Source organism: Bifidobacterium bombi DSM 19703 (assembly GCF_000737845.1).
In the GTDB taxonomy this organism is placed as follows: Bacteria; Actinomycetota; Actinomycetes; order Actinomycetales; family Bifidobacteriaceae; genus Bifidobacterium; species Bifidobacterium bombi.
Genome location: NZ_ATLK01000001.1, coordinates 832,695 through 849,704, shown reverse-complemented (window position 1 = coordinate 849,704; position 17,010 = coordinate 832,695). Strand labels below are relative to the sequence as shown.

Sequence of the window (17,010 nt, the reverse complement as noted above, 5' to 3'; positions counted from 1 at the left end):
GTGTATTATTAGGCGAGTTGCAAATTTTCAGTCTAGGAATGGAGGCTTCAGATGGGATCTATCATCAAGAAGCGCCGCAAGCGGATGAGCAAGAAGAAGCACCGCAAAATGCTGCGTAAGACTCGTCATCAGCGTAAGTAGTGAAGTAGGCTGAAGGCGGCGTTTTGCGCGTCGTGTTTGTTTTTGAAGCTTGGAACGTCAACGTTCCAAGCTTTTTATTTTTGGAATGTGTTTCTTGCCAACAGCGCAATCGTAACGCATGTTGGCACTCGGAGTGTCAGAGTGCTAATCTGTACATCAGCACTTGAAGCATATGAGTGCCAATCGGCAGCTGACGGCTGAACGGCATCACGACTTCGGTGGGCAAATGAACATGTAGCCATAAGTGGAGGAACGAATGGCAAAGATGATTGCATACGACGAGGAAGCTCGTCAAGGAATGCTGGCAGGGCTCGATGAGCTGGCGAATACCGTCAAGGTCACGCTTGGCCCCAAGGGTCGCAATGTTGTGCTGGACAAATCGTATGGCGCCCCGACGATCACCAACGACGGCGTCTCGATAGCCAAGGAGATTGAACTCGAGGATCCCTACGCTCGCATCGGCGCGGAGCTCGTGAAGGAAGTCGCCAAGAAGACCGATGACGTGGCAGGTGACGGCACCACTACAGCGACCGTGTTGGCGCAGGCGCTTGTACATGAAGGTCTGAAGAACGTCGTGGCAGGTGGCAACCCCATCGCGTTGCGTCGTGGTATTGAGAAGGCGGCCGACGTCATCGTCAAGGAGCTCATGTCGGTGGCTAAGGACGTCGAGACCAAGGAGCAGATTGCAGCGACGGCTACCATCTCAGCCGGCGATCCGGAGATCGGTGATGAAATCGCCGAAGCCCTTGACAAAGTCGGTCAGGATGGCGTTGTGACCGTCGAGGACAACAACCGTTTTGGCCTCGACCTTGAGTTCACTGAGGGCATGCGGTTCGACAAGGGTTATATTTCTCCTTATTTCGTCACCAATAACGACGAGCAGACCGCTGTGCTTGACGATCCGTACATTCTGCTGACGAGTGGCAAGGTCTCCAGCCAGGAGGACATCGTACATATCGCCGAACTGGTCATGAAGACCGGCAAGCCTCTGCTGATTGTTGCTGAAGACGTCGATGGCGAGGCGTTGCCGACCCTGATTCTCAACAAGATTCGCGGCACTTTCAACTCATGCGCGGTCAAGGCCCCGGGCTTTGGGGATCGTCGCAAGGCCATGCTTCAGGATATCGCCACGCTCACCGGAGCCCAAGTTGTCTCCGACGATCTGGGACTTAAGCTGAACTCCATTGATCAGTCCGTTCTTGGTCATGCTGCGAAGGTCATCGTTTCCAAGGACGAGACCACCATCGTGTCCGGTGCCGGGTCCAAGGATGAAGTGGCTGCGCGTGTTTCGCAGATTCGTGCCGAAATCGAGAACACCGATTCCGACTATGACCGTGAGAAGCTGCAGGAGCGCCTCGCCAAGCTGGCGGGCGGCGTGGCCGTCATTAAGGTCGGTGCCGCAACCGAAGTTGAGGCCAAGGAACGTAAGCACCGCATCGAGGATGCCGTGCGCAACGCCAAGGCCGCCATTGAAGAGGGTCTGCTGCCCGGAGGCGGCGTGGCACTCGTTCAGGCAGCCGCCAAGGCTGAGGAAGCTCCCGAGATCAAGGCATTGACCAATGAGGAAGCCACAGGCGCGGCCATCGTGTTCCGCGCGGTCGAGGCTCCCATCAAGCAGATTGCTGAGAACTGCGGTGTCTCCGGTGATGTGGTGCTGAACAAGGTACGCGCGTTGCCTGCAGGCGAAGGTTTCAATGCGGCCACCAACGAGTATGAGGACTTGTTGACCGCAGGTGTCGCCGATCCGCTGAAGGTGACTCGTTCCGCGTTGCAGAACGCTGCTTCCATTGCCGGTCTGTTCCTCACAACCGAGGCGGTCGTGGCGAACAAGCCCGAACCGCCGGCAGCGGCAGGGCAGCAGGGCCAAGGTGCCGACATGGGTTACTGATGTTTCTAGACTGATGCATACGATGCGATGAGTGTCGTCAAGTTGTGAACGTTGCCGGTTCGTGCGTGGCCACGCACGAACCGGCAACGTTCTTTATGTAGGGGTCTTCGCCTTTTCATCCACAATCCGTCTGTGTTCCCATTGGGTGTTCATGGCTTGGCTCATCAGTCAAACTCGGTGGCTTCGATTCATACTCAGTGCGGATCGACCGTAATCTCCGGGATCTCGTCCGATCCCGCCTGGGAGGTCGGGCTTCGTCCAAGTTCACGATTGGTGGACTAGATGGAATGGATATAGCTTTTCCTTTCAAATTCAAAGGATGCGGGTTTGATGGGATCTTGGAAGTGAGGTTGTGACGCTTATTCAAGCAATCGGTTTTTCGCGTATATAGCGACTGTTATTTCATATTGAAATGTTGTTACTCGTGGGATTAATACGTTTGATAAATCCATAGCTTTGGCTTATTATGATGAATAAGTATGAAAGGGCAAGGTTTGTTATGTGTGAAGGGTTAAGATTGAAGCGTGTGTTTCATGTCGTCATCGCGATGTTAGGTGCCGTCGCGATGTTGGGCGGCATGTTCGCTTCGTTACCTGCTTCCGCAGATGAAGTAAATTCGGCTCAACATGAGAGTACTGCGACAGACACGCCAGTCGATGGCGCGGACGCGGCTGCCCAAGTGGAAGAGGCGCCATCGGAGGCACCAGGGTCCGAACAATCCGAAAAGACGGAGAAGTCTGAAAACCCGAAATCAGACAAATCTGACGTTGTGAGCCGTCCGGTTGGATCCAAAGCCCAGCTCGCTTCCCAGCCGGTGACCGCCCAGGCTGATGATACATGTGCGGGGCTTGTGACTTTGGCGTCAGGCTCCGGTTGGTGCGTTGCCGATGAACCCAACGTTGGGCCAGTAGCTCATGTCACCGGTAAGGCTGGGTTGATTGCGAACACATACGTGGACGGACCCAACGATTACATGAAACGCATCGTAAAGATTTACATTGATGAGCCCATCGTCCTGTCTTCATCTGATAGGTTTGGTCTGGGTTATATGGATGCGTTGCAGAGTGTTACGGGATTGGACAAGGTCGACGTATCCCAATTGAAGAGTCTGCGCGAGGCTTTCGCTCGTGATGGGCAATTGAAGACGCTTTCCGGGATTGAACAATGGAAGACGGGCAATGTCACGGACATGTACGCCATGTTCGACGATGCGAAGCATCTTGGTTCTTTGGATCTCAGTGACTGGGATACCAGCAGTGTGACGAATATGTCGTGCATGTTCCTTGGTGTGGAAATGTCTGGTTCATTGAATCTCAGTGGTTGGAATACCAGCCATGTCAACGATATGTCCAACATGTTCGGGTATGCAACATTCTCGGGGTCGCTGAATCTTCATGGGTGGAACATTAATCCTGGAGTTAATATGCATAGGTTGTTCGTGTATGGACATATCGATGGAGACTTGAATCTTGGTGGTTGGGATTTACGTAGCATTGTCCAGCCGAGTCAGGTGGAAGAGATGTTTCTTGGCTTAAACGATCCAGCCTCGCTGACATTGGGGCCTAGAACCTATTTGGATTCTGTCCGTCCGAATAGTCCGAACCGCCCGAATGGCGGTGATGTATACTGGCTTCCAACCGATTCTGGAGATCTTTCTGTAACCCAGCGCGATACTCTTTTCGATTCTACCGTTCCTCGCATCGGTGATGTGACATATTATAGGACTGATTCGGCTTGGAGGTTGGTAATTCAATACGAAAACGTTCGTATACACAGTACTATCACCGATGCCAGTGTGCGTGCGATGGGTCTGACGCGGAATGTATTAACAAAAAAAAGGCGGTAATGTCGGCGGTGATTCCGCTCCTTCCTTCACTCTGACGGCTCCTTCAGGTTGGCAGTTCTCCGGTTGCCCATCCTCATCATCAGTCGTTTTCACTGAATGCACAGCTGAAAGCCTGGTGGGAAAGGTGAAGTCCGATGGAAGGGTCGTTGTCAACATGCTCAACAACGCCGAAGACTCAGCGACCCCGACGGGTGGTTCCTCCTCGAACCCGAAGCCATCCGGTCCAGTGGGTGTACCCGATGGACCTGGTGTTTCGGGTGAGACACGTCCCTCGGATTCTTTACCACTGCTTTCCATACTGGCCGCTTCCCTGCTTCGTCAGAATGCTCGTGGCTCCGTGTCGTCTTTGTCGGCAGGTCGCCGTGCAACAGGTTCGAGTCAGGGAACCAACAGCTCTTCCTCGGTGCTCAAGGTTTCTCCGTATGCTCGCGGTCACGCGTCAGGGAAGGTCAGATCAAAAGCAAACTCTTCTCATCAGATGTGCGTTGCATGGATTGATAGTAGTCATGATGGTCTGATTTCCGACTATGGAACTAACAGCCAGGTGACGCCTGGACAGGTAGTTCAGGTGGCTGATGGTTGTTCGAATCAAAAGTCGGCGGTAGTCGGTGGTCTGCGTGGAGCAAGGTATTTCACTTGGCTTCCGTACTTCCTCTCTGGAGCGGTGATTGGAGGATTTGCCCTTGAGGCCATTTATCTTGGATTCCGTCGCCGTAGCACAGATGGTGACATTGACGAGGGATATGGCCGCGTGAGCGGTGACGATGGCCGTGGCCGTAGCGCAGGCATGTACGGGGCGCGTCATAGTGGTGGTTCGTCCGAGTTGAGTAGCGATGTCAACGAGGTGGCGATGCCCAAGGTGGCACGTCATGCTAAATCCAATCTCGATGCCGCTCTTTCTTGATGCACGTAGTGTAATATTGGATTTTTAGGGCTGGCGTTGTGCAGGGGTCGTTATCGGGGTTTTGTCTCCGTGGCTGCCTTTTCCTGTCCTCCTTTGCATCACAGACCATGTGATGCATAAGCGTGAGCACCGAAGCCTTCGTTTACCTCCAGTTTGATGACCTGGTTTCATGGTGGCTTGTGCCGATTGATTTCCATCGTTTGGTTGTGATTCTCTTTTGACGGTGGCTGTTTCCTGTTTTTGGCCTGTAAATTGCATGACTTATTCGCCGTAGCCCCCTTGTAGGTGCAAGACGGTGCAGGTCGTCCGGTACGCCGGCGGATCTGTGACGGATTTTCCGGGTGGTCGGAGTCCTAGTCCATGAATAATCGGAAGTAGCTCGCGATAGCCACGTCGTGCATGAAACCTCCACATGTCTTGGAACGGATCGGCGGTAGACTGAACGGGTACCAGCGGATACACGGAAGGACACGATGAGTCATGGATTCCAACGGCATCGAAGCGTTTGATGTTCAGTCGTATCAACCTTCGGAGAATCAGCGGCGTGGGTGGCTACTTCGCTGTTTTTATTCCTGGTCGGCTCCTCGTTGCATAGCGTTTTTTTGTCGTTTTGCTTATGGTGTTATGTTTTATGTACGGCTCATATGCACATGCCGCATCGAACACGTCGGCCGCAATGAACGGAAGCGTGACTGATACTCAGAATCTGTTAGGTAGCCAATCCGCGAAGATCAGCGATGAAATCGCCTCGACGCAGCAACAGACTGGAGTCCACGTGCGTTTGCTGTTCCTCGCCGACTTCAATGATGCGAAAGATCCCGATCGATGGGTTGCCGACGTTTTGGAATCCACTCAGCCAAAAGCCAATACCGTGATGCTTGCGGTGGCTTCGAATGACGGGCGCCTGGTAGTCGCTGTATCTAAGAACTCAGATCGTTGGTTGCAGGAGCAGAAGAACGTGGATGCTCTTTCGCAGGCAGCACTGCAACCGCTCCAGAATTCAGGCTCACCCGATTGGGCCGGATGTGCGATTGGATTCATGGAGAAGATCAAATCGATACACCATGATCGTCAGGTGATCCGAAGAACTGTGGTGATTGTTCTCTGCGTTCTCTTGCTCGTGTTGGCATGTGTCGTGTCCTGCCTGGTGTTTGTGCATCACAGTCGCAAGAACAGTCACGCCCGCCATGGCCGTGTGCGCCGTGGCCGTGCCCCCGCTTCCCGATGATTTGTCTTGTTTGAGGTCGGAAGAATCATTTTCCCGACGGACAGTGAACGTTCAGGAAACATACAGTAAGTGGGTCGATAATAGAGAAATGACCAAACCAATAGAAGCATCGATCGTAGTTGTGGATGATGAACCATCGATCAGGGATCTGCTGGTGGCCTCACTGCATTTTTCAGGTTTTGAAGTCGCCACGGCGGCGTCCGGCTCGGAGGCGATAGAAGTCATAGAGAAGGTCCAGCCGGACCTCATCATCCTTGATGTTATGTTGCCCGACATCGACGGTTTTACCGTGACGAGGAGAATCCGACAGGAGGGTATCGAGGCGCCGGTACTGTTCCTCACGGCCCGTGACGACACCCAAGACAAGGTCATGGGGCTGACTGTGGGTGGCGATGATTATGTCACCAAGCCGTTCAGTCTTGAGGAGGTCGTCGCCCGGATACGCGCCATATTGAGGCGAACCCACGAGCAGGAAGACAACAATCCGGTGATCAGCGTAGGAGACCTGGAGATCAACGAGGACTCCCACGATGTGACCCGTGCAGGGCAACCGGTGGATTTGAGCCCAACAGAATACAAGTTGCTGCGCTATCTTATGGACAATGAAGGACGCGTGCTCTCCAAGGCGCAAATCCTTGATCATGTATGGCAATATGATTGGGGCGGGGATGCGGCGATTGTGGAATCTTACATCTCCTACCTCCGCAAGAAAGTCGATGGCGTGACAGTGCGGGGGGCCGATGGGAACATGCACAAGGTCGCCCCGCTTATCGAGACAAAAAGGGGCATCGGATACATGATACGCGAGCCGAAAAAGGCATGACGTTTTCGGTGGGGCGGACTGATATGGCAATTGCTCATGGTGACGGTGTCCAAGACGATGAGGCGGGCGCTTACAACGTCGATGACACGACGGACGAGGGCTTTGACGAATCGACCGATGGTGCCGGTGACTCACGGAATTCCGTGGGCCGTTCGTTCTGGTCGAAGCTGCATCGCGTCTTTCTGCGCCACATCGACGGCATACCGCTAATAACCAAACTTGTGGCATGCATCCTCGTGCTACTGGCCATAGGGACGTTCGGCATTTCATTTGCCATCCGGCAGTTAGTCGGCAATTATCTGTTGGACAAGGCCGACATCCAGTTGCGTGACCAGGCTCCGCTGATATATAACAGTGCACGTTGGCTTGACGAGCGCCAGGACGATGAAGGAGGCTCGGGGATTCCCAACGACTACTTCATGCAATATCGCGACGTCCATAACCAGATTGTCTATACTCCACTGGTACCGGTGCTTAAAGGAGGTGTCGTGTCGGAGCCCAAGTTGCCGGCCAACGGCACTATGAAGGGCGTAGAGCTGGGGCGTCCGTTCACCACGCCATCACGGTTGGTCAATGTGCCCGCCGGTGCCGACGCGGCGACCTTGGAGAGGGCACAGGCACCTTGGCGCGTCCTCGCCTTGGCTAGGCAAGATCGCGACGATGGCGGGAACCTTGTGGTCTCTCAGGTGGTCTATATCGGAATATCCCTTAGCGATCAGATCGACGTCGTTAGAACGCTCACCCAAGACGCCGTTTACGTCAGCATAGCCATCATTCTCATTGGTGCCACATTGGGGACCGTGTTGGTTCGTCGGACTCTTGAACCGCTCAAGCGCATCGAAAAGACTGCGGCGAAGATCGCGGCCGGTGATTTGAGCCAGCGTGTTCCGTCGGCACCCCAGAACACCGAGGTGGGGTCGCTTGCCGCATCCCTTAACGTCATGTTGGCACGAATAGAGTCAAGCTTCCGTGAGCAGCAGGATACCACGAATAAGATGAAACGTTTCGTTTCCGATGCCAGCCATGAGCTGCGCACGCCGTTGGCAGCCATCCAGGGCTATGCGGAGCTCTACACCATGCAACGTGGGCTTCCTGGTGCGCTTGAGCGTGCCGATGATTCGATAGGGCATATCAAGGCGTCGAGCTCACGCATGAGCGTTCTTGTGGAGGACCTTCTGTCACTCGCACGGCTCGATGAGGGCCGGGGAGTCGATATCACCCAACTGGTGCGGCTTGACCGTGTGTTTGAGGATTCCGCCGACGATTTGCATGCGCTTGATCCGGAACGCGACATCACGAAATGCGCGTTGCGTACCGTGCCTCGAAGCGGATCTAGTCCGGCGCGACTCGCATTTGAGAGGGGAGAATTCCCTGAAATCGAAATCAGGGGAGATGGATCGCGGTTACGGCAGGTGTTCACGAACATTGTGGGCAACATCCATCGCTACACGACACCTGATTCTCCTGTGGAGGTCGCCCTTGGCGAGATAGTCACAACCATGGGTCCCGAGTCGATCCAGCGTCTGCGGCCAACGGTCAAGTCCTTGCAGCGCATCCTTGAATCCTCCGGTCCGCTGGAAGGGACGCCGGGCCGTCATTACGCCATCGCGGCGATTGCGGATCATGGCCCAGGTGTTCCGCTGGATCAGCAGCCTCAGATCTTCGAGCGGTTCTATACGGCCGACCCTTCTCGTGCAAGGCTCAAGGGAGGCACTGGCTTGGGTATGTCGATCGTCCAGTCGGTCGTTCGGGCACATCATGGTTTCGTGTGCGCATCAACCACACCCGGCGGCGGGCTTACCCTCACCATCATCCTGCCCATGGGCGATCGTGATGGTTCGACCGAGCAGGGGGTAGGTCAGAATCGCAAGGCGAACAAGGCATCCAAGGCTCCGTGGCGTCAAAAAGGTTCGAAGTCCATGAAAACAGCCAAAGACTCCACCGCTTCGAAGGAACGGTCTACCGGTGCCGGTGAGGTGGGGAAAGGCGATGATGCGACCCGAACCCGTTGATTCCCGTTCGGCGTTGCCCATGCACGCGTTTCTCTTCGGTGGGTATGCCTTCGGCCTTTGACGCATAAATGGGTGAAAGGCATGAAGATGGGATACTATGGTGTTATAAAGCATGAGGCGCCGTCGAGTTTATTCGGCGTGCCGGTGCGGGAAAGTACAGAGATCGAGACAAGAGGTGTGCGATGGCGAGCGGAAAAGTACGCTGGCTGGATCAAAAACGAGGTTATGGGTTTATCACGAGCGATGACGGCGACGATGTGTTCCTGCCGGCTTCGGCGTTGCCTGAGGGAGTCTCCACGTTGAGGAAGGGGACCAAGGTCGAGTTTTCCATTGTCGATGGGCGCAAGGGGCCCCAAGCCATGGATGTGACGTTGGTGGGTCCCACCGCTTCCATTATCAAGGCGACCAGACCGTCACCCGATGACATGACGGCGATTGTGGAGGATTTAATCAAGCTCCTTGACGGAGCCGGCAATACATTGCGCAGGCATCGCTACCCTTCGCCTGCGGAATCACGCAAACTGGCGAAGCTGCTTCGTGCAGTGGCCGATGATTTTGACGTACAGGATTGAACATGGTTCAGGAAACACAGGAGTCGATGCCGGACAACGCATGCAAGGATGGTTTGGATCAGGAGGCATTCGATGAGGGACGTCGTTTGGCCCGTACCGTCGCGTTGAACTGCGCGGATGAGGCTGATCAAGTCGGTGATTTCGTTCAGGCGAACGGTCTTTTGGACGGTGTGACGGACTTTCGCTTCGCTTGCAGGATCCGTGGTTATGAGGGCTGGCAGTGGGCGGTGACGCTGTATCGCGACCGTGAATTAGAGAAATGGACGGTCAACGATTCTGTCTTGGTGGCGACGGGCAAGTCGTTGCTGGCGCCGAAATGGGTACCGTGGAAGGACAGGATCACTGCCGACGATCTTTCCGTGACCGACTCGATAGGGACCGATTCCGACGATCCACGTATGGAGGAAGGGTATAGCCAGCGAACACCACCCGAGGAGGGGTCGGCGTCTATTGGGAACGGGATTACAATCGACCAGAAACCGATTGATGCCGAAGGCGGTGATTTGCCGGCAGGAGGCGACACGGCAGATGGTGACGTGCGGCCTTCGGACAAAGAGCAGGCTCCGACGCAATCCGCCGGCTCCGCACAGCAGGTCTCAGATTCCGCAGATGCCAAGGAAAATTGCGAGGATGTTGACGAGGTTGTGGAGGAGCTGCTGCTGTCACGCAGGCACGTTATGAGTCCACTCGGTCGTTCGGAAACCTCAAAGCGTTGGTATCAGGGGCAGCATGGCCCCAAATCGTTGTCCACCAAGACGGCCGACGGCAACGTGTGTTCCGCATGTGGTTTCTATGTCCCGCTGACAGGTGAACTGGGCGACATGTTCGGTGTGTGCGCGAACAAATGGAGTCCCGACGACGGTCGTGTCGTGTCGATGGATCATGGGTGCGGCGAGCATTCGGAAATAGAACAGCCGGAACCCTCACATCTATGGATACAGACGGAACCCGCCTATGACGATGTGCATATCGACGTCGTGGAGAAGAACCGCAGGAATCACCATGCGCAGGTCGAGCTGCTCGAAAGGATAGCGGAAGAGGCCTCACAGTAAAGCACGGTGTTCATTCACTCGTCCATGAGCGCGGCCGGATCTTCGTAAGGCCGCCTTAGCAAGGACGAATATGCGCCAGAGCGTTGCGTTCTCAGCGCAATTACGGGCGTGATGGAAATAATCGTACACTCGCATCGGTAGAGTAACATATATCGACAATAATGAGAGGACAAGTATGTTCGAACGGTTTACCGACCGTGCACGGCGTGTAATCGTGCTGGCCCAGGAAGAGGCCAAAGCCCTCCAGCACAACTATATCGGCACTGAGCATCTGCTGCTTGGTCTGATCAAGGAAGGCGAGGGCGTTGCAGCCAAGGTTCTGGCTGCACAGGGCGTGACCTTAGAGGGTACGCGCAAACAGGTCGAGGAGATGATCGGCAAGGGCAACGCCCAGTCCGACGGTCACATACCCTTCACTCCACATGCGCGCCAGGTGCTGGAGTTGAGCTTGCGTGAGGCGTTGCAGCTTGGGCACAGCTATATTGGAACCGAGCACATCCTGCTGGGCCTCATTCGTGAAGGAGAAGGAGTGGGCACACAGGTGCTCATCAAAATGGATGTGGACTTGGGTGAATTGCGCAGTGCCACGATTGATGCCATTCGCGGTAACACCGCGGCGGATGGCGATGCTGACAAAGGTCAGCTCGCCAATGCCGGCGGGGTGCAGGACAAGTCCCACAAAAGTGGCTCCGCGATTCTCGATCAGTTCGGCCGCAACCTTACCGCCGAGGCAGCGGAGGGGAAGTTGGATCCGGTCATCGGCCGTACCAATGAGATTAACCGCGTCATGGTCATCCTGTCGAGGAGAACCAAGAACAACCCCGTGCTGATCGGCGAGCCAGGAGTCGGCAAAACCGCCGTGGTGGAGGGGCTGGCACAGAAGATCCATTCGGGTGATGTACCGGAGACGCTGAAGAACAAGCAGGTCTATTCGCTTGATCTTGCATCGATGGTCGCAGGTTCGCGATACCGCGGTGATTTCGAAGAGCGGCTGAAAAAGGTGCTCAAGGAGATTAAGACCCGCGGGGACATCGTTCTGTTCATCGACGAGATCCACAACATCGTAGGCGCGGGAAGCGCCGATGGTGCGCTTGGTGCTTCAGATATCCTCAAGCCTATGTTGGCTCGTGGCGAACTTCAGACCATTGGGGCTACGACGACCGACGAATATCGCAAATACATTGAGAAGGACGCGGCTTTGGAACGGCGCTTCCAGCCGATTCAGGTTCAAGAGCCTTCCGTAGCGGATACCATTGAAATTCTCAAGGGGCTGCGTGAACGCTACGAGAACCATCATCACGTGACCATCACCGATGGCGCGTTGCAGGCCGCCGCGGAACTTTCGGCACGTTATATCCAGGATCGCAATTTACCCGATAAGGCCATCGACCTGATCGACGAGGCCGGTGCCAGGTTGCGCATCAAACGGCTCACGGAGCCGCCGGAGCTCAAGGAACTGGACGCTCGGATATCCAAGATCTCCGATGAAAAGGACAAGGCGATCAAGGATCAGGACTTCGAGAAGGCTGCGGAATTGCGCGACAGCCAGGAGAAGCTTGAGGCCGAACGCAAGGATAAGGAGAAGACCTGGCGCGAGGGCGGCAGCAATGTCAAGATGGTCGTTGACGAGGACCAGATAGCGGAAGTGATTTCCAGCACTACCGGTATCCCTGTGTTCAAGTTGACGCAGGCGGAATCCAAGAAGCTGCTTGGCATGGAAGCTGAATTACACAAGCGTATCATTGGGCAGGATGAGGCCGTTTCGGCGCTTTCCCGTTCCATACGCCGCACCCGTGTCGGACTCAAGGATCCCAAGCGGCCTGCCGGCTCGTTCATCTTTGCCGGACCGACCGGTGTCGGAAAGACGGAATTGGCCAAGGCACTCGCCGAATTCCTGTTCGATGACGAGGATGCACTGATTCGCGTGGATATGTCCGAGTTTTCCGAAAAGTACGCAGCCTCGCGTCTTTTCGGTGCCCCTCCGGGATATGTCGGTTACGAAGAGGGCGGCGAACTTACTGAAAAGGTGCGCCGCAAGCCGTTCTCCGTAGTGTTGTTCGATGAGATCGAGAAAGCCCATCCTGACATCTTCAACACGTTGCTACAGGTTCTGGATGACGGACATCTGACCGATGGCCAAGGTCGTAAGGTGGACTTCAAGAACACCATCATCATCCTCACCACCAACCTGGGAACCAAGGACATTGCGAAAGCCGCCAACACCGGTTTCACGGTAGCCTCCGGGGGTGAGTCGAGCTATGAGCGCATGAAGGGTCAGGTTACCAGTGAGCTCAAGCAGCAGTTTAGGCCCGAGTTCCTCAATCGTTTGGACGACATCATCGTATTCCGTCAGCTTACGGAGCCGCAGGTGCGCCAGATCGTGGACTTGGACCTCACCGACCTGAACAGTCGGCTTTTCGAACGTCACATGTCTCTCGAACTTACCGCTAAGGCCAAGGATTTGCTCGCACAGAAGGGCTTCGATCCATTGCTTGGTGCACGACCTTTGCGCCGTGTCATTCAGCGGGACATCGAGGATGCCGTTTCGGAACAGATTCTTATGGGTAAGCTGAACGATGGCGAGAAGATTATGGTGGACGCCGAAGGCGAAGGCATTCTCGGTGACTTCACCTTCACCGGAGTCGAGCAGTTCCAGCCATCCGTCATCAGTAATCACGACGATGGCGATGAGGGGCGGTCGGATTCTGACGACGATGGTGATGCCACCGGTGACGGCGGTGGCGACCGACCGTCGGATGGGTCTGATGGCGGTTCGGGAACATCAATGTCCAAGGAAGCAGCCCCGCAGGAAGCGGACTTGAAGGTTCCCCAACTGGTGCAGTCTTCCGTGGAAAGTGGTTCGCAGGCCGAATCTTCGAATGGTGCCGCCGATTCGGAGGATGGAAGGCGGGCTGGCGACGGATCTGGTGATCTGGACTAAGAACGAGTGGGTAATGTTGGTGGGCTCCCTGACCATGTGGATTTGGTTGGGGAGCCCTTCTCTGTCCGCCGAAGTACGCTGATGCGTCCTGTGGTAAGCCCCATGTCGACGGGTGATGCAGACCACCATCAGCATGGGGCTTCGGCTGAGGTACTCGTGGCTGTCTTCATGAGCTGGAAGCCGATACTATGCGGATGTCGGCACGTTTGTTGCCGAAGTGCGTTCGAGCGAAGATGTTTTACTTAGATATGAATGCTGAGGGGACGTACACACCCATGTGGGTGTGTACGTCCCCTCAGCATTATCGGCTGTCACAACCCCATGCGCATCCATGTGTGCAGGGGGTTGCATATACTAACGGATCGCATTGAGCCACTGTTCCTTCGTGGCCTTCTCAGCTTCCAGTCGGGCCTTCTTATCAGGGTCGTCTTCCCCGGCGATCTTCTTTTCGAGGTCTTCAAGCTGTGCCTTGAGCTGAGTCTCAAAACTGGAGACTCGAGCATCGGCTTCAGGGTCGCTCTTCTTCCAAGCGGCATCCTCCACATTCTTGATGGCCTTATCCACGGCATCCAGTCCGCTTTCGATGCGATGGATATCCTCACGTGGCACGTATCCGATTTGATCCCATTCGTCTTGGATCGTGGCCAGTGCCTGGCGAGCCTGCTTGGCCGCCTGCTCATCGACCACGGGCAGCAAAGCCTCCGCCTTCTTGAGCAGTTCCTCCTTCTTGGCGAGGTTTTCCTTTTCGGCGGTGTTGGTGTGCTCACGATCGGCTTGGCGCGCGTTGAAGAAGGTGTCGGCCGCTTCGCGGAATCGAGCCCACAGCTCGTCATCCTCCCTGCGCCCTATTCGTCCTGCCTCTTTCCAGCGATCCATCAATGCGTTGAACGCATGCGAGGTATTTGCCCAATCCGTGGAGTCCTTCAAATCATTGGCCTCTTTGATGATGGCCTCTTTTGCAATCTTCGTCTGTTCCCGGGCGGCGTCGCGGGCCTGGGCCCATTTGCGTCGTTGCTGGTTGAAGGCTGCTCGTGCCGAGGAGAAGCGCTTCCATAGAGCGTCGGCCGTCGGTTTGTCGATCCTGACGGAGTTGCGTTGGTGCTCCTGCCACTGGTTGAACAGCGAATTGAACTTGTCGGCCGTGGAACGCCAATTTGTATTGTCGTTCAGGGAGGCGGCCAGTTTCTCGGCCTTCTCGACGATGGTTGTGCGTTCTTCGATGGCCTTCTCAAGAGCGGCCTTGCGGGCGGCCGTGAGTTCCTGCTTCTTGGACTCCGCCGCCTGTTGGAGTTGTGCGAATTGGGTCCTGAGCGCCGCGAGATCTCCGACGACCTCGGGGTTGGTGTTTTCTTCGTTAAGCGTTTTCAAGGATTCGTCGATTTCATGAGGTTTGATGGTTGAGCTTGTCAGCCGTGCAGCGAAAAGATCGAACTTTGCCTTCAAATCAAGGTAACGCTTGGCATACAAGCTCAGCGCCTCTTCCTTGCTTGCTCCCGGGAACTGACCCACCTCACGCTCGTCTTGTCCGTCTTTGACGTATACGGTGCCATTGTCATCCACCCTTCCGAAGGACTCGGCGGACTTCATATCTTCCTGCGAATAGGTAACGGTGGGCGGTGTCACAGGGTGCTTGGCGGGGGTCTTAGCCAGAGCTGCGGGCGACGGCACGACAGGTTTCCTCACGGATTCCTGAACCGTGGCCTCGTGCGCGTCTTCAGATTGGGAATTGCTTGATTCGTCGTTGGAAGTCGCAGACCCATCGTGATCCTTCTGCGTTGCAGGCTCCGCTGGTGTTTTTTCCGCCGAAGTGGTTTCAGTCTCGTTCGTCGCCTTCGGCTGATCTTCCTGTCGGGCGTTTTCGGTTCTGTTTTCGGTTTCGGTGACTTGTTCGTCGGCCATGGCCAGCTCCTTTGGGCTTGTGATAGGGCGTGGTGGTGGAGTCCGGATCGCTCTGAAATCCGCCGTCACCCTTATTATAGAGGATTATGGCTAAAGGTGCATCTATATCAGGATTTCCGGAGTGGCTTCCTCAGGAGCGCGTGGTGGAACAATGTGTCATCGACACCGTGCGTAAGGTCTTCGAACTTAATGGTTTCATCGGCATCGAGACTCGCGCCGTTGAGGAGGGGTCGAGTCTGCTGAAGAAAGGCGAAACGAGCAAGGAAATCTACCTGCTTTCCCGCTTGCAGGAAGTCGGCCACGAGTCCGATACACCTTTGGAGGAGCGGCTGGGGCTGCATTTCGATTTGACGGTGCCCCTGAGCCGTTATGTGGTTGAGAATTCCGGCAAATTGACCTTCCCTTTCAAACGTTGGCAGATTCAGAAGGTCTGGCGTGGGGAGCGCCCTCAGGAAGGACGTTTCAGGGAATTCGTCCAGGCGGACATAGACGTCGTCTCGGATGGTGATCTGCCAGAGCACTATGAGGTAGAGCTGCCTTTGGTCATGGTCAGTGCCTTGGAGGAATTGCGTGCGTTCGGACTGCCGAAGGCGACGGTGCATGCGAACAACCGCAAGCTTTCCGAAGGGTTCTATCGAGGTCTGGGCCTCACTGATGTTGAAGGCGTGCTGCGGGAGATCGACAAGCTTGACAAAATCGGTGACGATGAGGTGTGCAAGCTGTTGGTGAGCGAATGCGGAGCGAGTCAGTCGCAGGCGAAGGCCTGTCTGGAGCTTGCCGAGCTGAGCGCCGAGGACGGGGGGCAGTTGCGTGAGAAGTTCGACCGGTTGTGTTCCGCTCACGGGATCGCTCAAGACGGCGAGGCATATGCCTTGGCCAAGCAGGGGCTGGAGACTCTCGCTACGATCGTCGACGAGTCGGCCGCCATTCGTCCTGGATCGGTCATAGCCGATTTAAAGATCGCCAGGGGTCTTGATTATTACACGGGTTCCGTGTACGAGACCTTCCTGGAAGGCGCTCAGTCGCTTGGGTCGATATGCTCAGGCGGCAGATACGACAATCTTGCGTCCCGGGGCAATCGGAAGTATCCCGGGGTCGGTCTATCGATAGGCTTGTCACGCTTGGTCTCCTACATGCTTCATACTGCCGGGGCACGTGCCACCCGGGTCTCACCCGCCACCGTGTTGGTCGCCGTCTGGAACGAACACGACCGTCTGCAGTCCAACCGCATCGCGGCGTCTTTGCGCGCACGTGGCATCTCCGCCGATGTATCGCCCGATGCGGCCAAGCTGGGCAAGCAGATCCGTTATGCCGATAAGCTCGGCATACCATACGTCTGGTTCCCTGCCGAGCAGGCGGGGGATGAGACCCTGGATGGCGGTCAGTCAACGGCTTCAGGCAAGGCCGGGGGTGATGAGGTCAAGAATATCGTCACCGGCGAGCAGTGCGCCGCCGATGTCGATTCCTGGCTTCCCGACGAGACCTATGCCCGCCAGGACGTCATCGTCGAATAGTGGCGCGGACAGGGTGGGCTTGATTCTGATCGTCTGCTGCCTGCTGTGGTCCAGGTTGTCCATGGTCGCGGGACATAGTCCCGTATGAGGCGGTCGCCGACGCGTTCAAGGGCTGGTTTCGTATACCGACGCAACGCATGTCCTGTCTGTGGTCGACGTCTTTTTCGTTTTTTGGTATCGTTTTCGTCTT

Annotated in this window: 10 protein-coding genes and 2 pseudogenes; 11 read left to right on the top strand and 1 reads right to left on the bottom strand. The window is 55.7% G+C overall.

The features are described 5' to 3' along the window. Positions 1-51 precede the first annotated feature (51 nt). The 10 genes and pseudogenes from BBOMB_RS07835 to BBOMB_RS03180 form a co-directional block, all read left to right on the top strand. Complete coding sequence (locus tag BBOMB_RS07835) at positions 52-141, top strand: 30S ribosomal protein bS22 (RefSeq protein ID WP_081867263.1); 90 nt, start codon at positions 52-54, stop codon at positions 139-141. Between the two features lie 256 nt (positions 142-397). After that, positions 398-2,029 (top strand): chaperonin GroEL, encoded by a 1,632-nt coding sequence (groL, locus tag BBOMB_RS03220; RefSeq protein WP_044087182.1) that lies wholly within the window; start codon positions 398-400, stop codon positions 2,027-2,029. A gap of 526 nt (positions 2,030-2,555) precedes the next feature. Then, a complete protein-coding gene (locus BBOMB_RS03215) occupies positions 2,556-3,875 on the top strand; it encodes a BspA family leucine-rich repeat surface protein (protein ID WP_044093271.1) in 1,320 nt (439 codons plus the stop codon). 115 nt (positions 3,876-3,990) lie between these two features. Then, positions 3,991-4,779, top strand: coding sequence for a hypothetical protein (locus tag BBOMB_RS03210; protein ID WP_044093270.1), 789 nt, complete (start codon positions 3,991-3,993; stop codon positions 4,777-4,779). A 688-nt stretch (positions 4,780-5,467) separates the two neighbouring features. Then, a complete protein-coding gene (locus BBOMB_RS03205; RefSeq protein ID WP_238549866.1) occupies positions 5,468-6,007 on the top strand; it encodes a TPM domain-containing protein in 540 nt (179 codons plus the stop codon). An 88-nt stretch (positions 6,008-6,095) separates the two neighbouring features. After that, positions 6,096-6,830 carry a response regulator transcription factor gene (locus BBOMB_RS03200; protein WP_044087184.1) on the top strand — a complete coding sequence of 245 codons (735 nt, stop codon included), beginning with the start codon at positions 6,096-6,098 and terminating at the stop codon, positions 6,828-6,830. A gap of 23 nt (positions 6,831-6,853) precedes the next feature. After that, positions 6,854-8,842, top strand: coding sequence for a sensor histidine kinase (locus BBOMB_RS03195; protein WP_081867261.1), 1,989 nt, complete (start codon positions 6,854-6,856; stop codon positions 8,840-8,842). Between the two features lie 182 nt (positions 8,843-9,024). After that, positions 9,025-9,414, top strand: a complete 390-nt coding sequence (locus tag BBOMB_RS03190; protein WP_044087185.1) for a cold-shock protein — start codon at positions 9,025-9,027, stop codon at positions 9,412-9,414. A gap of 26 nt (positions 9,415-9,440) precedes the next feature. Next, a pseudogene (locus tag BBOMB_RS03185) lies at positions 9,441-10,454 on the top strand (DUF3027 domain-containing protein); the annotation flags it as partial. A 187-nt stretch (positions 10,455-10,641) separates the two neighbouring features. Beyond that, positions 10,642-13,123, top strand: a pseudogene (locus BBOMB_RS03180) (ATP-dependent Clp protease ATP-binding subunit); the annotation flags it as partial. 638 nt (positions 13,124-13,761) lie between these two features. On the opposite strand, the gene BBOMB_RS03175 reads toward BBOMB_RS03180, so the two are convergent. Next, the gene (locus BBOMB_RS03175; protein WP_044087186.1) at positions 13,762-15,306 is read right to left on the bottom strand and encodes a DUF349 domain-containing protein; all 1,545 of its coding nucleotides are present in this window, start codon (positions 15,304-15,306) and stop codon (positions 13,762-13,764) included. Positions 15,307-15,392: 86 nt separating this feature from the next. Here BBOMB_RS03175 and hisS point away from each other — a divergent pair, with 86 nt between their 5' ends. Beyond that, complete coding sequence (gene hisS, locus BBOMB_RS03170; RefSeq protein ID WP_044087188.1) at positions 15,393-16,820, top strand: histidine--tRNA ligase; 1,428 nt, start codon at positions 15,393-15,395, stop codon at positions 16,818-16,820. Positions 16,821-17,010 lie beyond the last annotated feature (190 nt).

Excerpts from the sequence above, each read along its gene's own strand:
- BBOMB_RS07835 (WP_081867263.1), top strand. The coding sequence starts at position 52 with ATGGGATCTATCATCAAGAAGCGCCGCAAGCGGATGAGCAAGAAGAAG.
- groL (WP_044087182.1), top strand. The coding sequence starts at position 398 with ATGGCAAAGATGATTGCATACGACGAGGAAGCTCGTCAAGGAATGCTG.
- BBOMB_RS03200 (WP_044087184.1), top strand. The coding sequence starts at position 6,096 with ATGACCAAACCAATAGAAGCATCGATCGTAGTTGTGGATGATGAACCA.
- BBOMB_RS03195 (WP_081867261.1), top strand. The coding sequence starts at position 6,854 with ATGGCAATTGCTCATGGTGACGGTGTCCAAGACGATGAGGCGGGCGCT.
- BBOMB_RS03190 (WP_044087185.1), top strand. The coding sequence starts at position 9,025 with ATGGCGAGCGGAAAAGTACGCTGGCTGGATCAAAAACGAGGTTATGGG.
- BBOMB_RS03175 (WP_044087186.1), bottom strand. The coding sequence starts at position 15,306 with ATGGCCGACGAACAAGTCACCGAAACCGAAAACAGAACCGAAAACGCC.
- hisS (WP_044087188.1), top strand. The coding sequence starts at position 15,393 with ATGGCTAAAGGTGCATCTATATCAGGATTTCCGGAGTGGCTTCCTCAG.